We start from the raw sequence: 21,458 nt of genomic DNA on the forward strand, positions 1-21,458 counted from the left end.
AATTACTCCTCGGTCGGATAACGTCCGAGCGCAAGGAAACAGGTCGCCCCTAGCACGAGCAGGCCTGCCGAAATGGTCAGCGGCCAAGCATAGTTGCCGAAGGTGTCGTAGGCGAAGCCGAATGCCGGCGGCGCGAGCCCCGCGCCGAGCGCCACGAAGATGTAGAGCCTGCCGTAGATGCGGGCGAAATAGGCCAGCCCCAGGTAGCGTGCCGCAAGAAAGCCCAGCATGTCGAATTCCATGCCAGTGGCCATGCCAATCACCATCGCGGCGGTGGCATAGGCGAGGAAGCCCATCGGTTGCTGGATCATGAAGCAGGCAATAGCCGCCGGTATCAATACGGCTGCGGCAACAAGCGGCGCCCAGTAGATATCGACCAGAAAGCCGACGAGGATCCTTCCGGCAATGATCGACAGCCCGAAAAAACCCATGATAGAAACGGCTTCACTCTGGGAAAGACCGCTGTCAGTAAGGGCGGGTACCATGTTCGGAATGAGGCCTCCAACGGCAACATAGATGCAGAACGTCGCCACGCCGATCAGCCAGAAGCGATAACCGCGCACGGCTTCGCCCAGCGTCAGCCCCAAGCGCGGCGCGGCCACCTCGGGCAGGTTCTGCGCCTCTGGTTGCCCCCGCCTGCGCGGCAGACCCAGCAGGCACAGGGGCAGGATCATCAGCACACCGTATCCGGCCAGGAAGAGATAGGCTCCTTGCCATCCTCCCCACGCCAGCCCTGCGGTGGCAACCCTGGGTGCGACGACTGCTGCCAGACCCGTCCCGGACAAGGCCACGCCGAGAGCCAGTCCGCGGCTCCTGATGAACCTGTCTGCGATCAGGAAGGTCCAGCTAACCGCTCCGGCACCAGCGCCCAGCAGGGCCATTGCTGCGTAGAACAGGTAGAGTTGCCACGCGCTGCCGGTCATCGCAGCGCAGGCCAGCACGGACGCACTCAAGCCGACGATACCGCCAAGGATGGATTTCCTGACGCCAAACCTTTCGATCATCCAGCCTCCAAGCGGCCCGCCGAATAGCCCAAGCCCGGTGCTGAAGGTGATCGCCGCCTGTATGGTCGCACGGCTCCAGCCGAATTCCGCCTGCAGCGGTTCCGTAAGGACCCCGATCGAATAGACCGGCAGCGTGGCAGGGGAACTGGTCAGAGCCAGAGCGGTCAGAATGACTAGCGGCCAATTGCGCCCCCATTCCCCGCGTGCCGACGCAGGCATGCTGACAGGTGTCACAGCGCGGTAAGGCCACCGTCGATGATATACTCGCTGCCGGTAATGAAGCCGGACTCGTCCGAGGCGAGGAACACCGCGAGATTGGACACGTCCTCGACTTCGCCGACCCGCTTGATCGGCACCGAGGCGCTGGCGATCTTGATCTGCTCTTCGTCCAGAGCAGCGGTCATCATCGGTGTGCGGATGTAGCCGGGGTGCACCGAGTTGGCGCGGATGTTGTTCTCGCCATATTCGATAGCCACCTGCTTGGTGATTCCGCGCACGGCAAACTTGCTGGCGGCATAGGCGACATTGGGTGTGCCGTAGATCGCCACGATCCCTGAAATCGACGAGATGTTGACGATCGAACCGCCACCGGCAGCGATCATCGCCGGGATGACGTGCTTGGTGCCAAGGAAAATTGCCGTCTGGTTGATCAGGCAGACCTTCTCGAAATCCTCGACAGACAGGTCGGCGGCTTTGGCGCCAGGGCCAAGTATCCCAGCATTATTGATCAGCACATTGACCGGACCAAATCTCCTGCCGGTGGCTTCAACTACAGCTTGCCATTCCGCTTCGCTGCCGACGTCGTGTTTGACGAACATGGCGTTCTCGCCAAGCTCGGCCTCCAGCGCAGCGCCCGCCTCGGCGTTGATATCGGTAAACACGGTCTTTGCACCTTCGGCAACAAAGCGACGCGCGTGTTCCGCTCCCATGCCCTGTGCTGCACCAGTGATTATCGCAACTTTGCCTTCAAGACGTCCCATTCCACCTCTCCTAAACCGAAAGTTCATCGGAAAAACCTAGGGGACTTTAGCAAAGGCTGATGATAAATCTACATCTTCAGTCAAAATCCGAAAAAAATTCTTTTTTCTGTCCAGCATTCGCGTTAGGTTAAAGGTCACAAGCTGGAAGAGGAATTTTTTATGGAAGTTGCATCCCTGCGCCCCGATGACATTCTGGCGATGCCAAGACCGGAGAATGTTCCAGCTGAGCGAGTGTTCGACTTCGATATCTATCGCGATATCCCTGACGGGATGGACTTCCATGCATTCTGGCGAGAGGTCATGGATGCGGCGCCTTTCGACGTGATGTGGACACCCCATAATGAAGGGCATTGGGTCGCCTTATCGGCGGAGCTTTCGGACCAGGTCATGTCCGAGCCCGATCCGTTTTCCAACAACACCGTGCTCGTGCCCAAGGAAACGGCAGGCGAGGCCTATCGCCTGATTCCCCTGTCGCTCGATCCGCCGGAGCACCGGCCTTTCCGCAAATTGCTGAACGATAACCTTGGCCCGAAGCCGTTGCGCGCATTCGAGGAGCCCATCGAGCAGCTGACCATCGAGCTGATCGAAAGTTTCAAGGACAAGGGCCGCTGCAACTTTGTAACCGATTTTGCGGAACGGTTGCCGGTCACCATCTTCATGATGCTGGTCGACTTGCCTATTGCCGACCTGCCGAAGCTGAAGCATCTTGCAGACCAGTTCACGCGCCCCGATGGCTCGATGACCTATCCTGAGGTTCTGCAGGCCTTTCGCGACTACCTCACGCCCGTGCTGGAAGCGCGCAGAGGTGGGGGCGAGCAAGACCTTATCACGCAGGTCATCAACGCCCCAGTCGATGATCGACCCATGACAGAGATCGAAGCGCTGAATATCTGTACACAGGTGCTGGTGGGCGGGCTCGATACAGTCGTAAACATGCTTGGCTTCACATTTTCCTATCTTGCACGCGATCACGAATTGCGACGGTCCATTGCCGCCGATCCCGATCTAATTGGCGATGCATTGCTTGAATTCTTCCGCCGCTTCCCGGTGGTTTCCTCTTCGCGCGAAGTGAAGCGCGATACAGCATGGGCGGGTGTGCATCTGCGCGCTGGCGACATGGTCATGTGCCCCACGATCGTGGTCGCGATGGACACGGCCAGTGCGGACAGTCCTTTGGATTTCCAGATCCATCGCCCGGGGCGCAAACATTCAACCTTTGGCAAGGGGTCGCACACCTGCCCTGGTGCACATCTGGCGCGAATGGAAATGAAGATCGTCCTGCGCGAATGGTTTGCCCGGATTCCTGAATTTACGCTCGAGAACGAAGAGCCGCTGTCCTACACCAACGGAATCGTAGGCAGCGTCAAGCCATTCAACCTAGTATGGAGTCCCGCGGGTTGAGAAGCGCTACGGATCAGGCCTGCGATGCTTCGATTTCCAGCATCCGGATGATCCGTTCGGCCATCTCGGTGCCGGCCTTGGTGAGGTTCCTGGGCTTGCGATAAAGCAACCAGGTTATGATTGTCTGGTTGGTGCTGCCGACGATCAGTGCTGCCGTTTCGTACTTGTTGGCTTTACGCGTGATCCAGCCTTCGTCCATACCTTGCTCGACAAGGTGACGAATGATCCGCGTAAAGTCGTCAATATTGGCCTTAAGGCCCGTCTCGCCAACGAACACGCTGGGCCAGATTTCTAGGTAGAGCAGGCGCGCCCACTCCGAGTGTTCGCGCGCGTAATCAGCTGACATGGTCAGATAGATCAGCAGCCTGTCGCGTGCCGACATCTCCGCATTTGTAGCATCGCGATAGGAACAAAAGAATTCCGACAGGTGCGTCATGGGGATTTCGTATGCGAGATCCTCCTTGCTCGCGTAGTATTCATAGAGCGTAGAGGTCGAAATACCTGCCTCTGCAGCGATGTCGGCAATGCGGGCGCGAGATATTCCGTCGCGGCCGAAAACGCGCAGTGCGGCGTTGAGGATCTGTTTCTCGGTTCGACGACTGCGATCCTGCTTGCGCTCGGACTCCCGGCTTGAGCGCGCGATTACATCGTCGAGCAGAAGGTCCCACTCTGGCGCTGCCTCGGGTGCTTTTGCCGCTGTGAAAGATTCGGGCCCAATTTGCACTTCGCTTGCCAAGACTCTTACCCATTTCGGAAATTTCGTCGACTTTGCACGACTGCGGCGATGCGTCAAGCATCGACCAATCTGTCTCGCTTGTTCTCACTCTAACAAGCAAATTCGCCCCTTTGATAGAAGATATGAGGCCGAGGGCGGAGCACAGGCGTCTACCGGTTTGTCGGGACCCCAAGAGATTTTTTCCGACTATTTTTCGATTTTATTTGACGCTGGCGCTTGGGCTGGATAGACCGACCATCGCAAATGAAGGGGTGAAAAACCCTCGTTGGAGAGATGTCGATGATTTCAGGCTTCAAACCCTGCCTTCAAGTTTGGCCCATGTTGCGCAACTGCATTGCGGTGGAGGCTGGTCGATGAGCAGCCCTGCCGAATGCGCCAAGAGGCTCATAGATGCCTACAACCGCCAGGACTTCGAGGGAATGCGCGCCCTGATCGTCGAAGACCTCGATTTCGCCCATTTCAATCGCGGCTTCTCCTTGAAAAAGCGTGACGAATTGATCGCGGTGCTCGAAACCTTCGTGACCGATTATATGGCCGAACGTCATTTCGAGCCTTCGGAGCGGATAACTGAGTGCGGCGATACGGCAGTGCTCGAGTCTTGGTACGTCGGCACAACGAAGGTGGACTTACCGGGATTTGGCGATGCAGGCGAAAGCTTCCGCCTGAAATTCTGCAGCGTCATGCGCTTTAATGACGAGGGGTTGCTCGTCGAGTGGAAGGACTACGGCTGATCGGCGAATCCGAATAGCCCAGACAAGACACGAGAGTGGAGAAATCGCAATGAAAGTCGGAATGTTTCAAACGCCGTTCGTCAGGCCCGAGCGGTCGCCGCGCCAGGTTTTTCAATGGGCGCTGCGGCAGGCCGTTCATGCCGACAAGATCGGTTTCAGCGAGTACTGGGTTGGCGAGCATGGCACCCTCAACTGGGAAGGCATTCCCAGTCCCGAGCTGGTAATTGCGGCCGCCGCCCTGCAGACCGAGCAGATCAAGTTCGGGCCGCTTGCCCACTTGCTGCCCTATCACCATCCGGCAACCCTCGCAGTCCAGACGGCCTGGCTCAGCCAGATCCTCGAAGGTCGTTACATGCTCGGCGTCGCCACTGGCGCCTATCCGACGGACGCGGCGCTGCGTGGCATCACCGACATGAAGCAGAACCACGAGATGATGCTCGAGGCGATCGACATCATGCAGAAGGTCTGGAAGGCAGAACCTTTCCAATTCGAAGGCAAGTTCTGGAACGCGGGCTATCCCGAGAACGACGGCAAGAAGCCGCTGCGCGATATCCGCCCGTGGGGTGACGATATCCAGATGGCCATGACCGGCCTCTCGGCTCCCTCGCCATCGATCGGTTTTGCCGGCAAGAACGGCTTTATCCCGGCCTCGGTCTACGCCGGAAACGACTTTCTCAAGAGCCACTTCGAAACCTATCGCGAAGAAATGAGCAAGGCGGGACGCGAGTCCGATCGCTCTGCGCACCGCGTTGTTCGTGATGTGGTGGTCGCGGAAACCGATGCCGAGGCGCGCCGCCTCGCGATCGACAGCGGTCTGGGCCTCGCCTGGGCGGAATATCTCAAACCGACTTACGAGCGCTTCGGCGTTCTCAAGGGTCTGCTCCACGATCCGAGTGTTGACCCTGCCGATGTCGATGCCGAATACTTGGCCGAGCACGTCTGGATCGTCGGTTCTGTCGAGACCGTCCGACAGAAGCTTAGCCACTGGATGGATGAATTGGGCGGACCGTTCGGCACGCTGCTAATCTACAGCCACGATTACATCGATGATCCCGAACCTTGGGAGCATTCGATGGACCTGCTGGTGAACGAAGTTGCCCCGCACATCGGGACCGGAGCAGCCTAACAATGGCGCGTGCACTCGATCGGCTTGTCGGCAAGACGGCGATTATTACCGGGGCCGCTCAAGGAATGGGCGAGGCGCACGCCCGCGCCTTCGCGGCCGAGGGTGCGCGAGTCATCCTAACCGATGTGAACGGCGATGGCGTGCGGCGGCTGGCCGATGAACTCGGCGAGAATGCCCTTGGTTTGAGCCACGATGTCGGCGATCCCGCCGGATGGGACGCGGTGATGGTGCAGGCGCATGATCGCTTCGGCCCCGTTAATGTGTTAGTCAACAATGCCGGGATCATTGGACCGGTAAAGGGCATCCTCGACTTCTCGGCGGAAGAATTTACCGAGGTCTTCAAGGTCAACGAGCTCGGCGTGTTCCTCGGTATGAAGGCCGTGCTGCCGGATATGATCGCGGCAGGCGGCGGATCGATCGTCAATATCTCATCGATCGCCGGAATGTTGGGCACGCGGGCCTCGTCCAACGCCGCCTACTGTTCGACCAAATTTGCCGTGCGCGGGATGAGCAAACTGATCGCCGCGCAATGGGGCCATGCCGGAATCCGCGTCAATTCGGTGCACCCCGGCTACATTCTCACGCCGATGATGATCGCCGCAACCGATGAGGAAGGCGGCGGGGCGAAAGAAGTCATCCCGCTGGGACGTCTCGCAAAACCCGACGAAGTTACGCGGGTGGTCCTGTTTCTGGCTTCAGATGAATCGAGTTTCGTAAGTGGTGCCGAACACGTCGTCGACGGTGCCATGATCGCGGGTTAGCCGGCCCCGAATTGCCAGCAGCAATAATGAACCCATCCTGGGGAGGATAATATGCAGTTAAAAAACGTATTGAAAGCGACCGTAAGCGGCCTTTCGTTGGTGATTGCGATTCCGGCTTTCGCGCAGGATAGCCAAGGTCAAACGGCAGAAGCCGAGGACAACAACCCCAATACGATCATCGTGACCGCGACCAAGCGCGAAGAGGCGGTCAACGATGTCGGCCTCACCATCACGGCCGCATCTGGAGAGGCCTTGATCGCGCGCGGCATCAACGGTCCGGAAGACCTCGGCAATCTGGTTCCTGGTTTCACCTTTACGCAGTCGCTATATTCAACCCCGGTCTACACCCTGCGAGGCATCGGCTTGTACGATGCAACATTCGGCGCATCGCCTTCGGTGGCCATTTACACCGATCAGATTCCGCGCAACGTACCGACGATGTCCGATGCGCTCAATCTCGATGTCGAGCGGGTCGAGGTGCTCAAGGGGCCACAGGGAACCCTGTTCGGCCAGAGTGCCACCGGCGGTGCCGTGAACTACGTACTCGGGCAGCCGACCGATACCTTCGAGGCCGGCTTCAACGCCTCATACGAGCGCTTTGACCGGATCGAGGCGAGCGGCTTCGTCAGCGGCCCGATCACCGAAGGCGTCAACGCACGCCTCGCGCTTGGCGTCGTCAACGGTGGGGCCTGGCAGCGCAGCATTTCCCGCCCCGATGACGAAAACGGCGACCAGCGTCGTTACGCAGGACGACTGACGGTCGATATCGAGCCGACCGATGGCCTGACCATCCAGCTGACTGGTACTGCCGCGATCGACGAGTCCGATCCGCTCGCTCCGCAATATGCCGGAACGCTGCTCAATCTCTATCCGACACCGGCAGCGGCCGCCGCTTCCGGCAATCCCTTCGCCGTGGTGGACGCGCAGCGGTACGCCGATCTGACGACCCCGACTTCTGCCGGCTTCGATGCTAGCTTCCTCGGTCGTCAGTCGGTAGTCGTTGGCCGCCTGTCGTCCCCCAACGCTTCTGTTGCCGCGGGTGCGCGCGCTCTGCTGGGCACGCCGATCAGCGATAACACTCGCGATGCCGAGTGGACCCCCGGTCTGCTGGGGGCATCGGACAACTCGTATTACCAGCTTGCCGGACGCGTCGATCTCGACCTTTCCGAAACGATCACTCTGACTTCGATCACCGCACTCGCGGAAAAGGATCTAGACTACGCTCAGGATCTCGACGGGACAACAGCGCGCGTGGTCGACGTGCCGCTGTTCGGCGACGTCCGCAGCTTTAACCAGGAATTGCGCGTCGCCTATGATGACGGGACGGCCTATGCGATTGTCGGCGTGTCCTATGACAATGTCCGCACCTCGCAGAACAACTTCTTCTTCCTCGGCGATTATTCTGCCAACGCCGACCTCATCACGCTGACCTTGAACAACTTCAATTCGCGGTCGCGCAGTTATGCGGTGTTCGGGAACATCGAATACGATATTACCGACAATCTGACCTTGCAGGGCGGCATCCGCTACACGCAGAACGACCTGGAAGCCGACTACTGCTACAACGATCCGCCAGAGGATACGGCTCAAGGCACGGCAACCCTCTTTGGCGCTGCCCTCAACAGTGTGCCGATCACCATCAATCCCGGCGAGTGTTTTCCGACCACGGGCGACCTGCTGCTGGGAACTGCGGCGTCGACTATCGATCCGGTCGAAAGGGCGTTCGACGAGGATAACATTTCTTTCCGCCTGGGTGCCAGTTACAGCTTTGACAGCGGCGCTCTACTCTATGCCAACGTGAGCCAGGGTTACAAGGCGGGGATTTTCTCGGCCATCGGCGCCTCGCGCGTGCTGCAATACGATCCTGCAACGCAGGAACGGGTGATCGCCTATGAAGCCGGTTTCAAGCTCCCGCTGGCCGATGATGCGATCCAGTTCAACGCCGCTGCCTTCTACTACGATTACAGCGACAAGCAGGTTCGTGGCCGCGTCCAGGACGTCGTCTTCGGCTTGCTCGAAAAGATGCTTAATGTGCCCGAATCCTACATCTGGGGTATCGAAGGCGAATTCGTCGCACGACCGGTGGACGGGCTGAACCTGTCGCTCAGCGCAACCTGGCTCAATTCCGAAGTCACCGGCACCTTCACCGAAACGCCCGACGGTTCGGCGGTCTACAACGCGGCGGGTTACACCGGCGACTTTGCCGGATCGGAACTGCCTTACACGCCCGATTTCAGCGCCACCTTTGATGCGCAGTACGAATTCCCCGTGTCGTCGTCGATGAACGCCTTCCTTGGCGGGACGCTGGTGTACCAGGGTGAGCAGAACGCGAGCTTTGTGACCCCGCTGCTCCCGGCGGACGACTTCGTGATCGAATCGCGGACCTTGCTAGGACTTCGTGCCGGCCTTGCAACCGATGATGACCGGTGGCGCTTCACGCTTTTCGGCGAAAACGTGACCAACGAATCGTACACTACGGCGGTGTCAACTTTCCTGGATACGCTGATCCGGTACCGGGGCGCGCCCTCGACCTATGGAGCCTCAATCAGCTACCGGTATTGATGGATCGAAAGTTGCGGGCACGGTCTTTTTGGCGGAAGATCGTGCCCGTTTCCTTGTGGAAAGCCCGAACATGACCGATCACGACCTCCCCGAAAATCTCCGTTACCTGATCGAGGAGTTCAATCGCTCCGGCTTACGCGAACTGCACATCCGAAAGGGCGATTTCGAAGTTCTGCTATCCCACGCCGATACGGCAATCCGCGCGCCGCGGCGCCAAGCCAGCGCTGTGCCGAGCAAAGTCGAGGCCCCGACTCCGGCACGAAAGGTGGCCGAGGCCGCGCCTGCCAAAGGCGGCTCGTTTACCCGAAACGCTCCTGAAGGGACGATCGTGATTTCGGCGCCGAACCTGGGGACCTTCTATCGCTCGCCCAAGCCCGGCACTCCACCCTTCGTGGAAGTCGGACAGCAGATCGCCGCCGGCGCGGAAATGTGCCTGATTGAGGTGATGAAGCTTTTTACGACCGTCAAATGCGAAGTGGCGGGGACGGTGGAGGCCGTATTGGTGGAAGACGGCTCGATGGTCGAAGCCGGCCAACCGCTGTTCGCGGTGAGGGAAGCCTGATGCCGATCAAGCGACTATTTGTTGCCAATCGCGGAGAAATCGCCCTGCGCATAGTCAGGGCCGCGCAGGCCTTGAACATCGAGACGGTTGTGGCGGTGTCCGATGCAGATCGTGACAGTGCGGCTGCCGCGCTGGCGGATCGCGCCATTGTGATCGGTCCGGCCGCGGCCGCCAAGAGCTATCTCGACCCGCGCCTGATCGTGCACGCCGCGCGTGAAAGCGGCTGCGATGGCCTGCATCCCGGTTACGGATTCCTGTCGGAACGGGCGATCCTGCCGCGCCTGTGCGAACAGCATGGCATTGCCTTCGTCGGTCCGCGGCCAGACGTCATCGACTCGCTGGGCGACAAGTTGCAGGCACGCGCGTTGGCGGGGGCGGCGGGCGTTCCGCTCGTTCCGGGCAGCGAAAACATTGCCAGTCCTGCTGATGCTCGCCGGGAAGGTGACCGCATCGGCTATCCGGTGTTGCTCAAGGCTGCGGCCGGTGGCGGCGGTCGCGGCATGGTGATTGCCAACAATGGTGACGAGGCCGAGGCGGGATTCCAGCGCGCCTCTTCCGAAGCACAAGCTGCCTTCGGCGATGGCACGATGTTCATGGAACGCTTCGTGCCCGAAGCGCGCCATGTCGAAGTCCAGCTGATGGGCGATGGCAAGGGTAAAGTCCTCCACTTTGGCGAACGCGACTGCTCGGTGCAACGACGCTATCAGAAGCTGATCGAGGAAGCGCCCTGTGCGGCCATGTCAGACGAATTGCGCGCCCGTCTTCACCAGTCTGCCGTCGATCTGGCGGCGAGCGTGAATTACCGCAACGCTGGAACCGCCGAGTTCCTGTTCGATGTGCGGCGGCAGGAATTCTATTTCATCGAGGTCAACGCGCGTATCCAGGTTGAGCATCCGGTAAGCGAAATGATCTCGGGCTTCGACCTAGTGCAGGAACAGCTCCGCATCGCAGGCGGCGCTGATCTTTCGGTCGGTCAGGACGACATCGTGTTGTCAGGCCATGCAATCGAATGCCGTATCAATGCCGAGGATGCCGAACGGGATTTTGCACCATCGCCGGGCCGTATTACCCGTTGGGATGCACCGTCAGGTGAAGGCATCAGGCTGGATAGCCATATGACCGAGGGCGCCATGATTCCGCCGTTCTACGACAGCATGGTCGGCAAGCTGATCGCGCATGGGAAGGACCGCGCCGAGGCAATCGACAGGCTTGTCGGGGCAATCGATGACTTCGTCATCGAAGGTGTACCCACCACGCTCGGTTTACAACGCGCGATTGCAACGCATCCCGATTTCGTTGCCAACAATATTCACACCCGCTGGCTCGAACAGGTGCTGCTGCCCCGGTTCGGAAAGGATGCGGCATGAGCGGCAAGAACGATCCCGCAGTCGCCGCAGCGATCGACGACGCGCGTGCATTCATCGATGCAATTCTGGCAAGCGATTGGCAGGAACTGCACATTTCCGGCGACGATTTCGAGCTGTTTTTAGCCCGCGATGGCGGTGGGCCGAACCCTATGTTCACCGCCATTGATTCTTCCGCGTCGCCCGCGTCCGCTGCAACAACTCAGGTCACTGTGATTGCTGCGCCGCATGTGGCGACGATTGCCTGGGTGGCAGAGCCGGGCACGGTTTTTGCCGCTGGCAAGCCGCTGGCACGCCTGTCGGTCCTCGATGAGGTCACTGAAATCCGGGCATCGAATGACGGTCGTGTGGCCGGTGTGGATGTGGCGGTCGGCGAGCTGGTCGAATTTGGCATCACCATCCTACAGATTGCGGCAGAAGAATGACAGCAAGTGTAGCCAAACGCATCGGCGTCTGCGGTGCCGGGGCCATGGGCTCGGGCATTGCCGAGGTCGCGGCGCAGCGCGGTGCCGACGTGAAGGTATTCGATGTTAATGCGGATGCTCTAAAGAGCAGCGAGGCCATGATCGGAAAGTCGATCGCGCGTCTTGTCGAAAAGGGCAAACTGACGAGCGCACAGGGTGATGAGGCGCTGCAGCGCATGCAGTGGATCGGCGATCTTGCGGAGATGGCTGATCGCGAGCTTGTGATCGAGGCGGTGATCGAGGATGCCGATATCAAGGCGAGCCTCTTTGGCGGGCTCGAAGATGTCCTGCCGGACGATGCAATTATCGCCAGTAACACCTCTTCGCTTCCTATCGGCCGCCTCGCGCGCAATTTGCGGAATTCTGCCCGGTTCTGCGGCATGCACTTCTTCAATCCGGCAACAATCATGAAACTGGTTGAAGTGGTGTCTGGCCCTGCTACCGATCCGTCAGTCGCGGACACAGTGGCGGAAACCGCGAGGGCCTGGGGCAAGGTAGCCATTCCGGTGGCCGATGTCCCGGGTTTTATCGTCAATCGGGTGGCTCGGCCCTTCTATGGAGAGGCCTTTACTGCGTTCAACGAACAGGTCGCGCAGCCGCATGTGATCGATGCCCTGTTCCGTGCTAACGGTTTTCGCATGGGGCCGCTCGAGTTGACTGACTTGATTGGCCAGGATGTGAATTACTCGGTCGCTCGCTCGATTTTCGATTCCTATTTCGGCCAGACGCGGTTTGTTCCCCAGCTACGCCAGGCCGCGCTAGTCGACGCCGGCTGGCTTGGGCGGAAAACGGGGCAGGGCGTGTACAGCTACAGTGATCGGGCGGATGCGAGTGAGCTGAACGCCAAGCCGCGAGACCCAAGCGGTGCAGATCGTGAGCTGGCTGGCAAGGTGCTTGGCCTCAAAGCCGGAACCCTGCTTGAAAGCGATGGTGTTCTGCTCGGCCTGACGCGCGGGAAGACTGCTGCAAACGAAGCGAGGACCGCCGGTAAGCCGGTCGTGCTGTTCGACCTTATCGACCCCGACAATGACGGACCGTTAGGCTACGCCGTGTCTGACGATGGTCCGGAGCACGTCGCGCAAGCGGTCGCAGCAGGTCTTCGGCGATCAGCCGTGCGCTTGACAGACCGACCTGGCCTGATCGTGTTTCGTACCCTTGCCCAGATTGCCAATGCCGCAGGCGACGCCGTATTCGAGCACGTTGCTGACGAAGAAGGCATCGATTTGGCCATGCGCTATGGTGTGAACTATCCATTCGGACCGTTCGCATTTGCTGACCGCGTGGGGCGCGAGAGCCTTATCGCGTCCCTCCGCAATATCGCCGACGAATCGGGGCAGCCGATGTATCAACCCTCCCAATACTGGAGCGTCAAGTGAGAGCTTCCGAGATCCTGCTGAGCGAAAAGCGAAGCGATATGGTCCTGTTGCTTCGGCTTAACCGGCCGGAGAAGTCCAATGCGCTGGCAACGGACCTGCTGGCCGAAATTGCCGACGCGCTGGATGCTGTCGCGGGCGATCCAGAAGTGCGAGCTGCCGTCATTACCGGCTCGGACAAGGTGTTTGCGGCGGGTGCTGACATCAACGAGCTAGCGCAACGCGATACTGATGGTGCCCTGGCTGATCCGCGCCCTGGCCTGTGGGCGCGCATTCGGGCATTTCCGAAGCCGCTGATTGCGGCCGTGGAGGGCTGGTCGCTCGGTGCTGGCAACGAGCTGGTCATGTGCTGCGACCTCGCTGTGAGCGGTGAGAAGGGCAAGTTCGGGCAGCCGGAAACCAACCTCGGTATCATTCCCGGCGCGGGCGGAACCGCGACCTTGCCCCGGCTCGTCGGCCGGACACGCGCAATGAAGATGGTGCTGCTGGGCGAACCGATTTCTGCCCAGGAGGCACTTGCCGCCGGACTGATCTGCGAAGTCGTTGAAGCCGGCAAGGCACTGGAAACGGCTCTGGCCCTTGCGGCCAGAATCGCCGCCCGTGCGCCGGTTGCCATGCAACAGGGCAAGGCAATGGTCCGCGCTGCTTTTGAGACGCCGCAGACCGCCCATCTGGCGATGGAGCGTCAGGCGTTCTCGGCCCTTTTCGGGACGGCTGACAAAAAGGAAGGCGTTGCCGCTTTCCTCGAAAAGCGTGACCCGGAATGGTCGGGCCGCTGAAGACCCGGGTTACCGAGCTTCTCGGGATCCGCCACCCGATCATCCAGGGCGGCATGCAGAATGTCGGGCGCGCGCGGCTGGCGGCGGCGGTTTCGCAAGCTGGCGGGCTGGGCATGATAACCGCGCTTACTTTCCCGACCCCGCAGGCGCTGGCTGAAGAGATCGCGCTGTGCCGCCAACTCACCTCGGCACCGTTCGCGGTGAATATCTCGGTCTTCCCGACCATGCGCCCGCCTGACTATGGCGAGATCGTCCAGGTCATCGCTGATTCCGGAATCGAAACGGTAGAGACTGCGGGGACGCCCGAGGTGCGGGATGTCTGGAAGCTGCTGAAGGCCCACGACATCAGGATCATTCACAAGTGCACGTCGGTGCGGCACGCGCTGTCATCGCAGCGGCACGGCGTCGACATGATTTCGATCGACGGCTTCGAATGTGCCGGCCATCCGGGCGAAGACGACATTCCCGGCCTCGTCCTCATCCCGGCGGCGGTCGACAAGCTGGAGATTCCGGTGATCGCCAGCGGGGGCATTGCCGATGCCCGTGGGCTGGTCGCCGCGCTCTCTCTCGGGGCCGATGCCGTCAACATGGGGACGCGGTTTTGTGCCACGCAAGAGGCCGAGATTCATGAGAATGTGAAGCAGGCCTATGTCGCCAATGACGAACGACAGACGGACCTTATCCTTCGGCCCTTTAGAAACAGCGCCCGTGTGGGCCGCAACGCGATGTCGCAGGAAGTTCTGGAGCGAACCGCGGGCACTAATCCAGCCTTCGAAGACGTGGCAGACCTGGTCTCAGGCCAACGCGGCAAGCTGTTGCTGGAGAGCGGCGACCTCGACAGCGGCATTTTCTGGGCGAGCATGGCGCAAGGCCTGATCCACGACATCCCGACCTGCGATGCGCTGATTTCGGGGATCATGGATGAAGCGCGGGCGATTATTGCAGACCGGTTGCAAGGAATGCTCGCGGGCCGGGACTAGCCTTTGCGGTGCAAGGCGGCGGCAACGCCAGCACGGCTGGCATCGTTCTCGACCATCGCGGCAGAACCTTGCTGCGCGGCAAGATAGGCCTCGAACCAGGCGTCGCCTTCCAGCTTGAGCGAATCGTGTTTGCGCGCGCGCATTATCGCGCTGTCCTTCGCCGCCACCTCCTCCGCCAGCGCCATGGCGCGCGGCAGCACGTCATCGGCGTCGACCACGTAGTTGAAGAATCCCGTCGGCTGGAGTTCGGCGGCGGTATACTTACGTCCGGTATAGAGCATTTCGCGTAGCTTCGGCTCAGGCAGGCGCAGGGCCACAAAGCGCCCCGCGCAGCCGCTCAACAACCCGAAGTCCACTTCTGGCAGAGCGAATTTCGCTTCGCGCGCGGCGACCCGGAAATCGAACAGGCTCGACAGCACCATGCCGATGCCCACGGCAGGCTTGGCAATTGCCGCGATTGTCGGGCGGTCCAGCGCATGGAACTTGGGCAGCTGGCGATTGATGAAGGCGTAGCGTTCCTCGCGCTGCGTCTTGGTAATGCCCTCGAAGTCCTTCAGGTCAGCCCCGCCGCACCAGGCTCGCGCCTCCTCCGGAGCGCGCATGACCAGCGCCTTGATCGCGTCATCGGCGGCAATGCGATCGGTCAGCTTGCCAAGCGCTTCGTAGACCGCGAGCGAAAATGCGTTGACCGGCGGTCGGCTAAAGGTCGCGACGGCTACGCCCGACGGCAGCACTTCAAGTTCGAAGTCGCCGATCCGCTCGCAATTGCTCATTCCTCGTCGTCTTTGCCCAGCGCCGCGCGCACTGCGGCATTGCTTTCCGGATTCTCGACAAGCGCCGAGGAAGCCTCTTGCGCCTTGAGATAGGCGTCCATCCATTCGGGCCCTTCGAACATCAGTGAGGCAAGCTTTCTGGCCTTGAGCGCGGGAAGGGACTTTGACGCGATCGTATCGGCAAGGTCGAGCGCCAGTGGCAGCACCGCTGACGGCGGCACGACGTAATTGAAGAAGCCGGTATCTTCCAGTTCCTTCGCGGTGAAAGCGCGGCCGGTGTAGACCATTTCGCGCACCTTGGCTTCGGGCATTCCAAGGCTTGCCAGCAGACCCGCGCTACCGCCGATCAGGCCATAGTCGACTTCGGGACAAGCAAACCGGGCATTGGTGCTGGCTATCCGCAAGTCACACATTCCCGCCAGCATAACGCCGACGCCGACCGCGGCGCTGCGAATGGCGGCGATCATCGGGCGATCAATGCGGTGAAAACGCGGCAGGCATTCGTTGATGAAGTCGTAGCGTTCCTTGCGGCGCGCGGCTGTCATCCCTTCGAATTCGCGCAAGTCCGCACCGCCGCACCACGCGCGCGCATCGTCGGGCGCAGCAATCACGATCACCTTTATCCGGTCGTTTTCGGAAACGTAGTCGGCGAAAGCCCGGATGTCTTCATAGGTTTCGAGCGATAGAGCGTTGACCGGCGGACGCGAGAAGGTGACGAGGGCAACACCATTGTCGCGCAATTCGATCGAGAACGCGCCGAACTTGACGGCATCGGTGCTCTCTTTTCCGTACATCAGGATGCCATTGTCAGGTTCACGCCGGTCATCTCCCGTAACTCTTCCAGCGTCAGTCCTTCGACCAGTTCCACCACCTTCGCCCCGTCCGGACCGAGATCAATAACGCCCAGCTCGCAGTAGATCCGCGAAACGCAGCCAAGGCCCGTCAGTGGATATGTGCATTCCTCAACCAGCTTGCTTTCGCCGGTCTTGGTGAGGAGGTTCATCATCACGAAAACCTGCTTGGCGCCGATTGCCAAGTCCATGGCCCCGCCGACCGCCGGGATCGCATCGGGGTCGCCGGTATGCCAGTTTGCTAGGTCGCCGTGCGTGGAAACCTGATAGGCGCCCATCACGCAGATATCGATATGGCCGCCGCGCATCATCGAGAAGCTGTCACCGTGATGGAAGAAGCAGCCGCCGTTCAGTAGCGTAACGGGCTGTTTGCCTGCGTTGATCAGATCCCAGTCGATGTCGGCCTCGTCGGGTGCAGGACCCATGCCGAGAATGCCGTTTTCGCTGTGCAGGAAATAGTCGCCATCCTGCTCAAGGTAATTGGCGACCTGGGTCGGCAGACCGATGCCGAGGTTGACGTAAGCGCCTTCGGGAATGTCTTGGGAAACTCGCTTTGCCAGCTGCTGCTTGTCAAGGCGCTGGATTGCGTCTGCGGCGCTCATGCGGCGGCCTTTCCTGCTTCTGCGATCTGCACGATGTGGTCCACGAAAATTCCCGGTGTGACCACGGTTTCCGGATCGAGCGATCCGAGCGGATCAATCTCTTCCACCTGAACTACGGTGGTCTTACCAGCCATGGCCATGATCGGGCCAAAATTTCGTGCTGCCTTGCGGTAGACGAGGTTCCCCCAACGATCGGCCCTGTGGGCCTTCACGAGCGCCAGATCGGCATGAATCGGATATTCCAGGACATAGTGGCGCCCGTCGATTTCGCGGGTTTCCTTGCCCTTGGCCAGCTTGGTCCCGAAGCCGGTTGGCGTGAATATGGCCCCAAGGCCCGAGCCCGCCGCCTGGATGCGTGCGGCGAGATTACCTTGCGGAACAAGCTCCAGCTCCAGTTCGCCGGCGCGATAGCGTTCCTCGAAATGGCGGGACCCGACCATGCGCGGGTAGGAGCAGATAATCTTGCGCACTCTGCCCGCACCAATCAGGGCAGCGATGCCAACATCGCCGGTGCCCGCGTTATTGCTGATGATGGTCAGGTCGGTAGCGCCTTGCGCCACAACGCCTTCAACCAGTTCTGCGGGCACGCCGGCCTCGCCGAAGCCGCCGATCATAATGGCGGCTCCATCCTGCAAACCCGTCAGGGCCTGCGCGACTGTACTGGCCTGCTTGTCGATCACCTTGCATCACTCCAAATTCCGATAACTTTTCGGATATAGTAGAGATGTGAGGATATTTCGCAAGCTGTCTTTGGCACTTCGTCCAGCGCGACACCTGCTGGTTTTAGCTTGTCGGCGCTTCGATTGGTGTCGCGCGGCAGAAGGCTCCGTTAAAGTAGAGCATAGGATCGAATGTTTCGGCCATCCCCATGTGGCGAACCTTTCCAATGAATATCTCGTGTGTTTCGTACACATGACTATCGAGCAGTTCGCATTCGAAGGAGGCGGTCGCACCCTTCAGAAAGGGCTGTCCAGCCGGGGAATCGACCCACTTACCGTTGATAAACCGGTCGCGCCCCTCCAGCCCCTTTTGTGCCGAGAAGATTGCAACAGTCTCTACTTCGTTGGCTTGCAGGAGATTCAGCGAAAACAGTCTGGTACGCACGATCAGCGGATGCACACTCGCGTTGCGGTTTACGCATACGAGCATCAACGGAGGATCAGCACACAGCGAATTCCAAGCGGTTGCGGCCATGCCCGTGCGATCTTCGCCGTCTGCCGAGGAGATGATAGCGACAGGGCCTGGAACCCGGCGCATTTGGGTGACGAACTGAGTCCGGTGACTTTCCGGGGATGGAGCTTTGATTTCGCTGTTTGACATCGCCATATAATTCCGAATAAACGTCGGATTACTTTATAACGGGTTTTGCAGAAAGCAAGCCAAGTCTGCGCAAAGTTGCACCAAGGGGAGAACGGCCATCACTCCGATTGAGGAAATCCTTGAAGAGGCTCGTGCAGGGCGCATCTTCATCCTCGTTGATGAGAATGAGCCGGCGAGTACGGGCGCGCTCGTCGTTGTTGGGCAGATGGCGACACCGATTGCGGTCAACTTCATGGCTGCACACGGAAGGGGACTTATTTGTCTCGCGCTGCAGCAGGATCGCATTGAACAGCTCGGCCTGAACCTTATGCATGCGCGCAACCGGTCGCGACCGGACGAGTGCTTTGCGACTTCCATCGAGGCACGAAAGGGCGTCACGACAGGGATCAGCGCGGAAGACCGTGCGCGAACAATTTCCGTGGCTATCGATGCGGGCAAGGGCCCAGACGACATCGTCACGCCGGGGCACGTGTTCCCGGTCGTCGCTAGTCCCGGCGGCGTGCTAATGCGGGCGGGCCAGGTTGAAGCCGCTGTAGATATTGCAAGGCTGGCCGGGCTAAACCCCTCGGCTGCAATCTGCAAGATCATGAACGCTGCCGGCGACGTGGCGCGATTGCCGGAAATTCGCGAACTTGCTTCCGAACACGACTTGCGGATTACGTCGGTAAGGGACCTCATCGCCTATCGTCGGACAAATGACCGCATGCTTGAACAAGTTGGCGAGCGATCTGTCAGAAGTCGTTTTGGCGGCGAGTGGCGAGCCATTGCATACCGGAACAAGGCCAACGGGGAAGAAACGCTTGCTATGGTATTAGGCGATATCGCACCCGAGCGCCCGACGCTCGTCAGAATGCATCTGCTGTCGATATTTCACGATGTCTTCGCCGAAGACGCCGCCAGAACCGGACTATTGGAAGCGTCGATGCGAAAAATTGCCGAAGAAGGTGCCGGGGTAATCGTCCTCATCAACCGGTTCGTATCCGACTACGTCAGCAGGACGCTGGTGCCAATGGATGGTCCGCTCAAAGGCGCACAGGAACTGCGTGACTATGGCGGAGGGGCCCAGATCCTGAGTGATCTGGGTGTGCAGGCAATGATCCTCCTGACCAACACGCCGAAGTCGCTTGTCGCGCTGGAAGGGCATGGTCTCTCGATTGTGGAGCAGCGGACGATATCATGACAGGCTCAATCCGCACCGACTGGACCCGCGAGGAGATCGCAGCGCTGTTCGACCTGTCCTTTACCAAACTGCTGTTCCGCGCAGCCAGCGTGCACCACCAGCACCACGCGGCGGACGAGGTGCAGCTGTGCACGCTGCTCAGCATCAAGACCGGTGGTTGCCCGGAAGATTGCGGCTATTGCTCGCAAAGCGCCTCGGCCGACAGCGGGGTCGAAGCGACCAAATTGATGGATGTGCGACAGGTGCTGCAAAGCGCGGCGCAGGCGCGGGATGCCGGATCACAGCGGTTCTGCATGGGTGCCGCCTGGCGCAATCCCAAGGACCGGGACATGCCCGCGATAGTCGAAATCGTGAAAGGCGTCCGAGCTATGGGGCTGGAAACCTGCATGACATTGGGTATGCTGACGCCTAAGCAGGCCGAACAGCTCGCCGAAGCGGGGCTCGATTACTACAACCATAATGTCGATACCGGCCCCGAATATTACGAGCGCGTCATCACCACCCGCAAGTACGAGGACCGGCTTGCGACGCTGGACAATGTCCGGCAGGCGGGGATCAACGTGTGCAGCGGCGGGATCGTCGGCATGGGTGAGACACGGGCAGATCGCGTGGGTTTTGTGCACACGCTAGCGACGCTTGAACGCCATCCCGAGTCCGTGCCGGTCAACGCGCTGGTACCGGTCAAAGGCACGGTTCTGGGGGACATGCTGGAAGATTCGCCGCTGGCGAAGATCGACGATATCGAATTCGTCCGCACCGTCGCAGTAGCGCGGATCGCCATGCCGCTCAGCATGGTGCGTCTCTCCGCCGGGCGCGAAAGCATGAGCGAAGTGACGCAGGCGCTGTGCTTCCTCGCAGGCGCGAATTCGATCTTCACCGGCGATCGCCTGCTCACCGCGCCCAATGCTGGCGATGACAGCGACTCAGCGCTGTTTGCACGCCTTGGCCTCAAGCCGATGGAAGGCCAGGAGCCGATGCGCACCGTCGGCGGCTGCTCGGGTGGCTGCGCAACGAAGGAGAAGGCCGCAGCCGAGGTTACCTGAGATTTCCCAATTAGAGAGGGCACAGCGATGAAAATTCTCGTCCCCGTCAAACGGGTGATTGATTACAATGTGAAGCCGCGCGTCAAAGCGGACGGCTCGGGCGTCGATCTCGCCAATGTCAAAATGAGCATGAATCCGTTCTGCGAAATCGCCGTGGAAGAGGCGATCCGGCTGAAGGAAGCGGGCAAGGCGGAAGAAATCATCGCGGTCAGCGTCGGCCCGGCCAAGGCGCAGGAAACGCTGCGCACCGCGCTCGCCATGGGGGCGGATCGCGCGATTCTGGTGGAAACCGAGGATGCGGTGGAGCCGCTCGCGGTCGCCAAGATCCTCAAGGCCATCGCCGATGAGGAACAGCCGGGGCTGGTGATGCTCGGCAAGCAGGCGATTGACGATGATTCGAACCAGACCGGGCAGATGCTCGCCGCGCTGATGGGGCGACCGCAGGGCACCTTCGCCAGCGAAGTGGCTATCGAGGGCGACAGCGTCAGCGTCACCCGCGAAGTCGATGGCGGGCTGGAAACGGTGAAGCTCACCCTTCCCGCAATCGTCACCACCGATCTGCGCCTGAACGAGCCGCGCTATGCCAGCCTGCCCAACATCATGAAGGCGAAGAAGAAGGAACTCGCGGTCAAAACCCCCGCCGATTACGGCGTGGACACCACCCCGCGCATCACCACCATTCATGTGGCCGAACCGCCGGTGCGCAAGGCAGGCGAGATCGTCGCCGATGTGGACGCGCTGGTCGCCAAACTCAAAGCGCTCGGGGTGACGTAAGACACATCCCCCGCGCGTCCTGAGCTTGTCGAAGGACTGTCCTTTCTTTCGGAGCGGGGTTTAGAAATTGCAGTGCAGCCCTTCGACAGGCT

At 60.3% G+C, this 21,458-nt stretch carries 22 protein-coding genes; 14 read left to right on the plus strand and 8 right to left on the minus strand.

Annotated features, from left to right (window positions below; genetic code table 11):
- Positions 1 to 2: 2 nt before the first annotated feature.
- Both GC121_RS08240 and GC121_RS08245 read right to left on the minus strand, forming a co-directional pair.
- The gene (locus tag GC121_RS08240; protein WP_151973805.1) at positions 3 to 1,223 is read right to left on the minus strand and encodes an MFS transporter; all 1,221 of its coding nucleotides are present in this window, start codon (positions 1,221 to 1,223) and stop codon (positions 3 to 5) included.
- An 11-nt stretch (positions 1,224 to 1,234) separates the two neighbouring features.
- A complete protein-coding gene (locus tag GC121_RS08245; protein ID WP_151973807.1) occupies positions 1,235 to 1,984 on the minus strand; it encodes a glucose 1-dehydrogenase in 750 nt (249 codons plus the stop codon).
- Between the two features lie 159 nt (positions 1,985 to 2,143).
- On the opposite strand from GC121_RS08245, the gene GC121_RS08250 reads away from it, so the two are divergent.
- Positions 2,144 to 3,385, plus strand: a complete 1,242-nt coding sequence (locus tag GC121_RS08250) for a cytochrome P450 (protein WP_151973809.1) — start codon at positions 2,144 to 2,146, stop codon at positions 3,383 to 3,385.
- A gap of 13 nt (positions 3,386 to 3,398) precedes the next feature.
- Here the strand turns inward: GC121_RS08250 and GC121_RS08255 are convergent, their stop codons facing one another.
- Positions 3,399 to 4,121 carry a TetR/AcrR family transcriptional regulator gene (locus tag GC121_RS08255; protein WP_234421167.1) on the minus strand — a complete coding sequence of 241 codons (723 nt, stop codon included), beginning with the start codon at positions 4,119 to 4,121 and terminating at the stop codon, positions 3,399 to 3,401.
- A 203-nt stretch (positions 4,122 to 4,324) separates the two neighbouring features.
- Here GC121_RS08255 and GC121_RS08260 point away from each other — a divergent pair, with 203 nt between their 5' ends.
- The 10 genes from GC121_RS08260 to GC121_RS08305 all read left to right on the plus strand — a co-directional run bounded on the left by GC121_RS08260 (position 4,325) and on the right by GC121_RS08305 (position 14,823).
- On the plus strand, positions 4,325 to 4,852 hold the full coding sequence (locus GC121_RS08260; protein WP_234421168.1) for a nuclear transport factor 2 family protein: 528 nt from the start codon (positions 4,325 to 4,327) through the stop codon (positions 4,850 to 4,852).
- 49 nt (positions 4,853 to 4,901) lie between these two features.
- Positions 4,902 to 5,978: an LLM class flavin-dependent oxidoreductase gene (locus GC121_RS08265; protein ID WP_151973811.1), complete on the plus strand. Its 1,077-nt coding sequence runs from the start codon at positions 4,902 to 4,904 to the stop codon at positions 5,976 to 5,978.
- 2 nt (positions 5,979 to 5,980) lie between these two features.
- Positions 5,981 to 6,739: an SDR family NAD(P)-dependent oxidoreductase gene (locus GC121_RS08270; RefSeq protein ID WP_151973813.1), complete on the plus strand. Its 759-nt coding sequence runs from the start codon at positions 5,981 to 5,983 to the stop codon at positions 6,737 to 6,739.
- Positions 6,740 to 6,790: 51 nt separating this feature from the next.
- A complete protein-coding gene (locus tag GC121_RS08275) occupies positions 6,791 to 9,301 on the plus strand; it encodes a TonB-dependent receptor (RefSeq protein ID WP_151973815.1) in 2,511 nt (836 codons plus the stop codon).
- A 70-nt stretch (positions 9,302 to 9,371) separates the two neighbouring features.
- On the plus strand, positions 9,372 to 9,863 hold the full coding sequence (accB, locus tag GC121_RS08280; RefSeq protein WP_151973817.1) for an acetyl-CoA carboxylase biotin carboxyl carrier protein: 492 nt from the start codon (positions 9,372 to 9,374) through the stop codon (positions 9,861 to 9,863).
- Positions 9,863 to 11,230 carry an acetyl/propionyl/methylcrotonyl-CoA carboxylase subunit alpha gene (locus tag GC121_RS08285; protein ID WP_151973819.1) on the plus strand — a complete coding sequence of 456 codons (1,368 nt, stop codon included), beginning with the start codon at positions 9,863 to 9,865 and terminating at the stop codon, positions 11,228 to 11,230. Before accB ends, GC121_RS08285 begins: the two co-directional genes overlap by 1 nt.
- Positions 11,227 to 11,652 carry a biotin/lipoyl-containing protein gene (locus GC121_RS08290; protein ID WP_151973821.1) on the plus strand — a complete coding sequence of 142 codons (426 nt, stop codon included), beginning with the start codon at positions 11,227 to 11,229 and terminating at the stop codon, positions 11,650 to 11,652. The genes GC121_RS08285 and GC121_RS08290 overlap by 4 nt, the downstream gene beginning before the upstream one ends.
- Positions 11,649 to 13,067: a 3-hydroxyacyl-CoA dehydrogenase NAD-binding domain-containing protein gene (locus tag GC121_RS08295; protein ID WP_151973823.1), complete on the plus strand. Its 1,419-nt coding sequence runs from the start codon at positions 11,649 to 11,651 to the stop codon at positions 13,065 to 13,067. Before GC121_RS08290 ends, GC121_RS08295 begins: the two co-directional genes overlap by 4 nt.
- Complete coding sequence (locus GC121_RS08300) at positions 13,064 to 13,843, plus strand: enoyl-CoA hydratase-related protein (protein ID WP_234421169.1); 780 nt, start codon at positions 13,064 to 13,066, stop codon at positions 13,841 to 13,843. Before GC121_RS08295 ends, GC121_RS08300 begins: the two co-directional genes overlap by 4 nt.
- Positions 13,828 to 14,823 carry a nitronate monooxygenase family protein gene (locus GC121_RS08305; protein ID WP_151973825.1) on the plus strand — a complete coding sequence of 332 codons (996 nt, stop codon included), beginning with the start codon at positions 13,828 to 13,830 and terminating at the stop codon, positions 14,821 to 14,823. The genes GC121_RS08300 and GC121_RS08305 overlap by 16 nt, the downstream gene beginning before the upstream one ends.
- Here GC121_RS08305 and GC121_RS08310 read toward each other — a convergent pair.
- The 5 genes from GC121_RS08310 to GC121_RS08330 all read right to left on the minus strand — a co-directional run bounded on the left by GC121_RS08310 (position 14,820) and on the right by GC121_RS08330 (position 18,369).
- Positions 14,820 to 15,596, minus strand: coding sequence for an enoyl-CoA hydratase/isomerase family protein (locus tag GC121_RS08310; protein WP_151973827.1), 777 nt, complete (start codon positions 15,594 to 15,596; stop codon positions 14,820 to 14,822). The genes GC121_RS08305 and GC121_RS08310 overlap by 4 nt on opposite strands.
- A complete protein-coding gene (locus tag GC121_RS08315; protein ID WP_151973829.1) occupies positions 15,593 to 16,390 on the minus strand; it encodes an enoyl-CoA hydratase/isomerase family protein in 798 nt (265 codons plus the stop codon). Before GC121_RS08315 ends, GC121_RS08310 begins: the two co-directional genes overlap by 4 nt.
- Positions 16,390 to 17,049, minus strand: coding sequence for a 3-oxoacid CoA-transferase subunit B (locus GC121_RS08320; protein WP_199857806.1), 660 nt, complete (start codon positions 17,047 to 17,049; stop codon positions 16,390 to 16,392). The genes GC121_RS08315 and GC121_RS08320 overlap by 1 nt, the downstream gene beginning before the upstream one ends.
- On the minus strand, positions 17,046 to 17,729 hold the full coding sequence (locus GC121_RS08325) for a 3-oxoacid CoA-transferase subunit A (RefSeq protein WP_151973831.1): 684 nt from the start codon (positions 17,727 to 17,729) through the stop codon (positions 17,046 to 17,048). Before GC121_RS08325 ends, GC121_RS08320 begins: the two co-directional genes overlap by 4 nt.
- Positions 17,730 to 17,832: 103 nt before the next feature.
- On the minus strand, positions 17,833 to 18,369 hold the full coding sequence (locus GC121_RS08330; protein WP_151973833.1) for a flavin reductase family protein: 537 nt from the start codon (positions 18,367 to 18,369) through the stop codon (positions 17,833 to 17,835).
- A 106-nt stretch (positions 18,370 to 18,475) separates the two neighbouring features.
- On the opposite strand from GC121_RS08330, the gene ribB reads away from it, so the two are divergent.
- The 3 genes from ribB to GC121_RS08345 are packed head-to-tail and all read left to right on the plus strand — an operon-like array spanning position 18,476 to position 21,366.
- Entirely contained in the window at positions 18,476 to 19,549 is a 1,074-nt protein-coding gene (ribB, locus tag GC121_RS08335) for a 3,4-dihydroxy-2-butanone-4-phosphate synthase (RefSeq protein ID WP_255478902.1), read from the plus strand.
- Positions 19,546 to 20,592, plus strand: a complete 1,047-nt coding sequence (gene bioB, locus GC121_RS08340) for a biotin synthase BioB (protein ID WP_151973837.1) — start codon at positions 19,546 to 19,548, stop codon at positions 20,590 to 20,592. Before ribB ends, bioB begins: the two co-directional genes overlap by 4 nt.
- 27 nt (positions 20,593 to 20,619) lie before the next feature.
- On the plus strand, positions 20,620 to 21,366 hold the full coding sequence (locus tag GC121_RS08345) for an electron transfer flavoprotein subunit beta/FixA family protein (protein WP_151973839.1): 747 nt from the start codon (positions 20,620 to 20,622) through the stop codon (positions 21,364 to 21,366).
- The last annotated feature ends 92 nt before the right edge of the window (positions 21,367 to 21,458 follow it).

The sequence above is a fragment of the Erythrobacter sp. EC-HK427 genome (assembly GCF_902498745.1).
Taxonomy (GTDB): Bacteria; Pseudomonadota; Alphaproteobacteria; order Sphingomonadales; family Sphingomonadaceae; genus Alteraurantiacibacter.

Coding starts and splice junctions, on each gene's coding strand:
- GC121_RS08290 (WP_151973821.1), top strand. CDS start 11,227: ATGAGCGGCAAGAACGATCCCGCAGTCGCCGCAGCGATCGACGACGCG.
- GC121_RS08295 (WP_151973823.1), top strand. CDS start 11,649: ATGACAGCAAGTGTAGCCAAACGCATCGGCGTCTGCGGTGCCGGGGCC.
- GC121_RS08250 (WP_151973809.1), top strand. CDS start 2,144: ATGGAAGTTGCATCCCTGCGCCCCGATGACATTCTGGCGATGCCAAGA.
- GC121_RS08270 (WP_151973813.1), top strand. CDS start 5,981: ATGGCGCGTGCACTCGATCGGCTTGTCGGCAAGACGGCGATTATTACC.
- GC121_RS08285 (WP_151973819.1), top strand. CDS start 9,863: ATGCCGATCAAGCGACTATTTGTTGCCAATCGCGGAGAAATCGCCCTG.
- GC121_RS08320 (WP_199857806.1), bottom strand. CDS start 17,049: ATGAGCGCCGCAGACGCAATCCAGCGCCTTGACAAGCAGCAGCTGGCA.
- GC121_RS08305 (WP_151973825.1), top strand. CDS start 13,828: ATGGTCGGGCCGCTGAAGACCCGGGTTACCGAGCTTCTCGGGATCCGC.
- bioB (WP_151973837.1), top strand. CDS start 19,546: ATGACAGGCTCAATCCGCACCGACTGGACCCGCGAGGAGATCGCAGCG.
- accB (WP_151973817.1), top strand. CDS start 9,372: ATGACCGATCACGACCTCCCCGAAAATCTCCGTTACCTGATCGAGGAG.
- GC121_RS08275 (WP_151973815.1), top strand. CDS start 6,791: ATGCAGTTAAAAAACGTATTGAAAGCGACCGTAAGCGGCCTTTCGTTG.
- GC121_RS08245 (WP_151973807.1), bottom strand. CDS start 1,984: ATGGGACGTCTTGAAGGCAAAGTTGCGATAATCACTGGTGCAGCACAG.
- GC121_RS08240 (WP_151973805.1), bottom strand. CDS start 1,223: ATGCCTGCGTCGGCACGCGGGGAATGGGGGCGCAATTGGCCGCTAGTC.
- GC121_RS08265 (WP_151973811.1), top strand. CDS start 4,902: ATGAAAGTCGGAATGTTTCAAACGCCGTTCGTCAGGCCCGAGCGGTCG.
- GC121_RS08315 (WP_151973829.1), bottom strand. CDS start 16,390: ATGTACGGAAAAGAGAGCACCGATGCCGTCAAGTTCGGCGCGTTCTCG.
- GC121_RS08330 (WP_151973833.1), bottom strand. CDS start 18,369: ATGTCAAACAGCGAAATCAAAGCTCCATCCCCGGAAAGTCACCGGACT.
- GC121_RS08310 (WP_151973827.1), bottom strand. CDS start 15,596: ATGAGCAATTGCGAGCGGATCGGCGACTTCGAACTTGAAGTGCTGCCG.
- GC121_RS08345 (WP_151973839.1), top strand. CDS start 20,620: ATGAAAATTCTCGTCCCCGTCAAACGGGTGATTGATTACAATGTGAAG.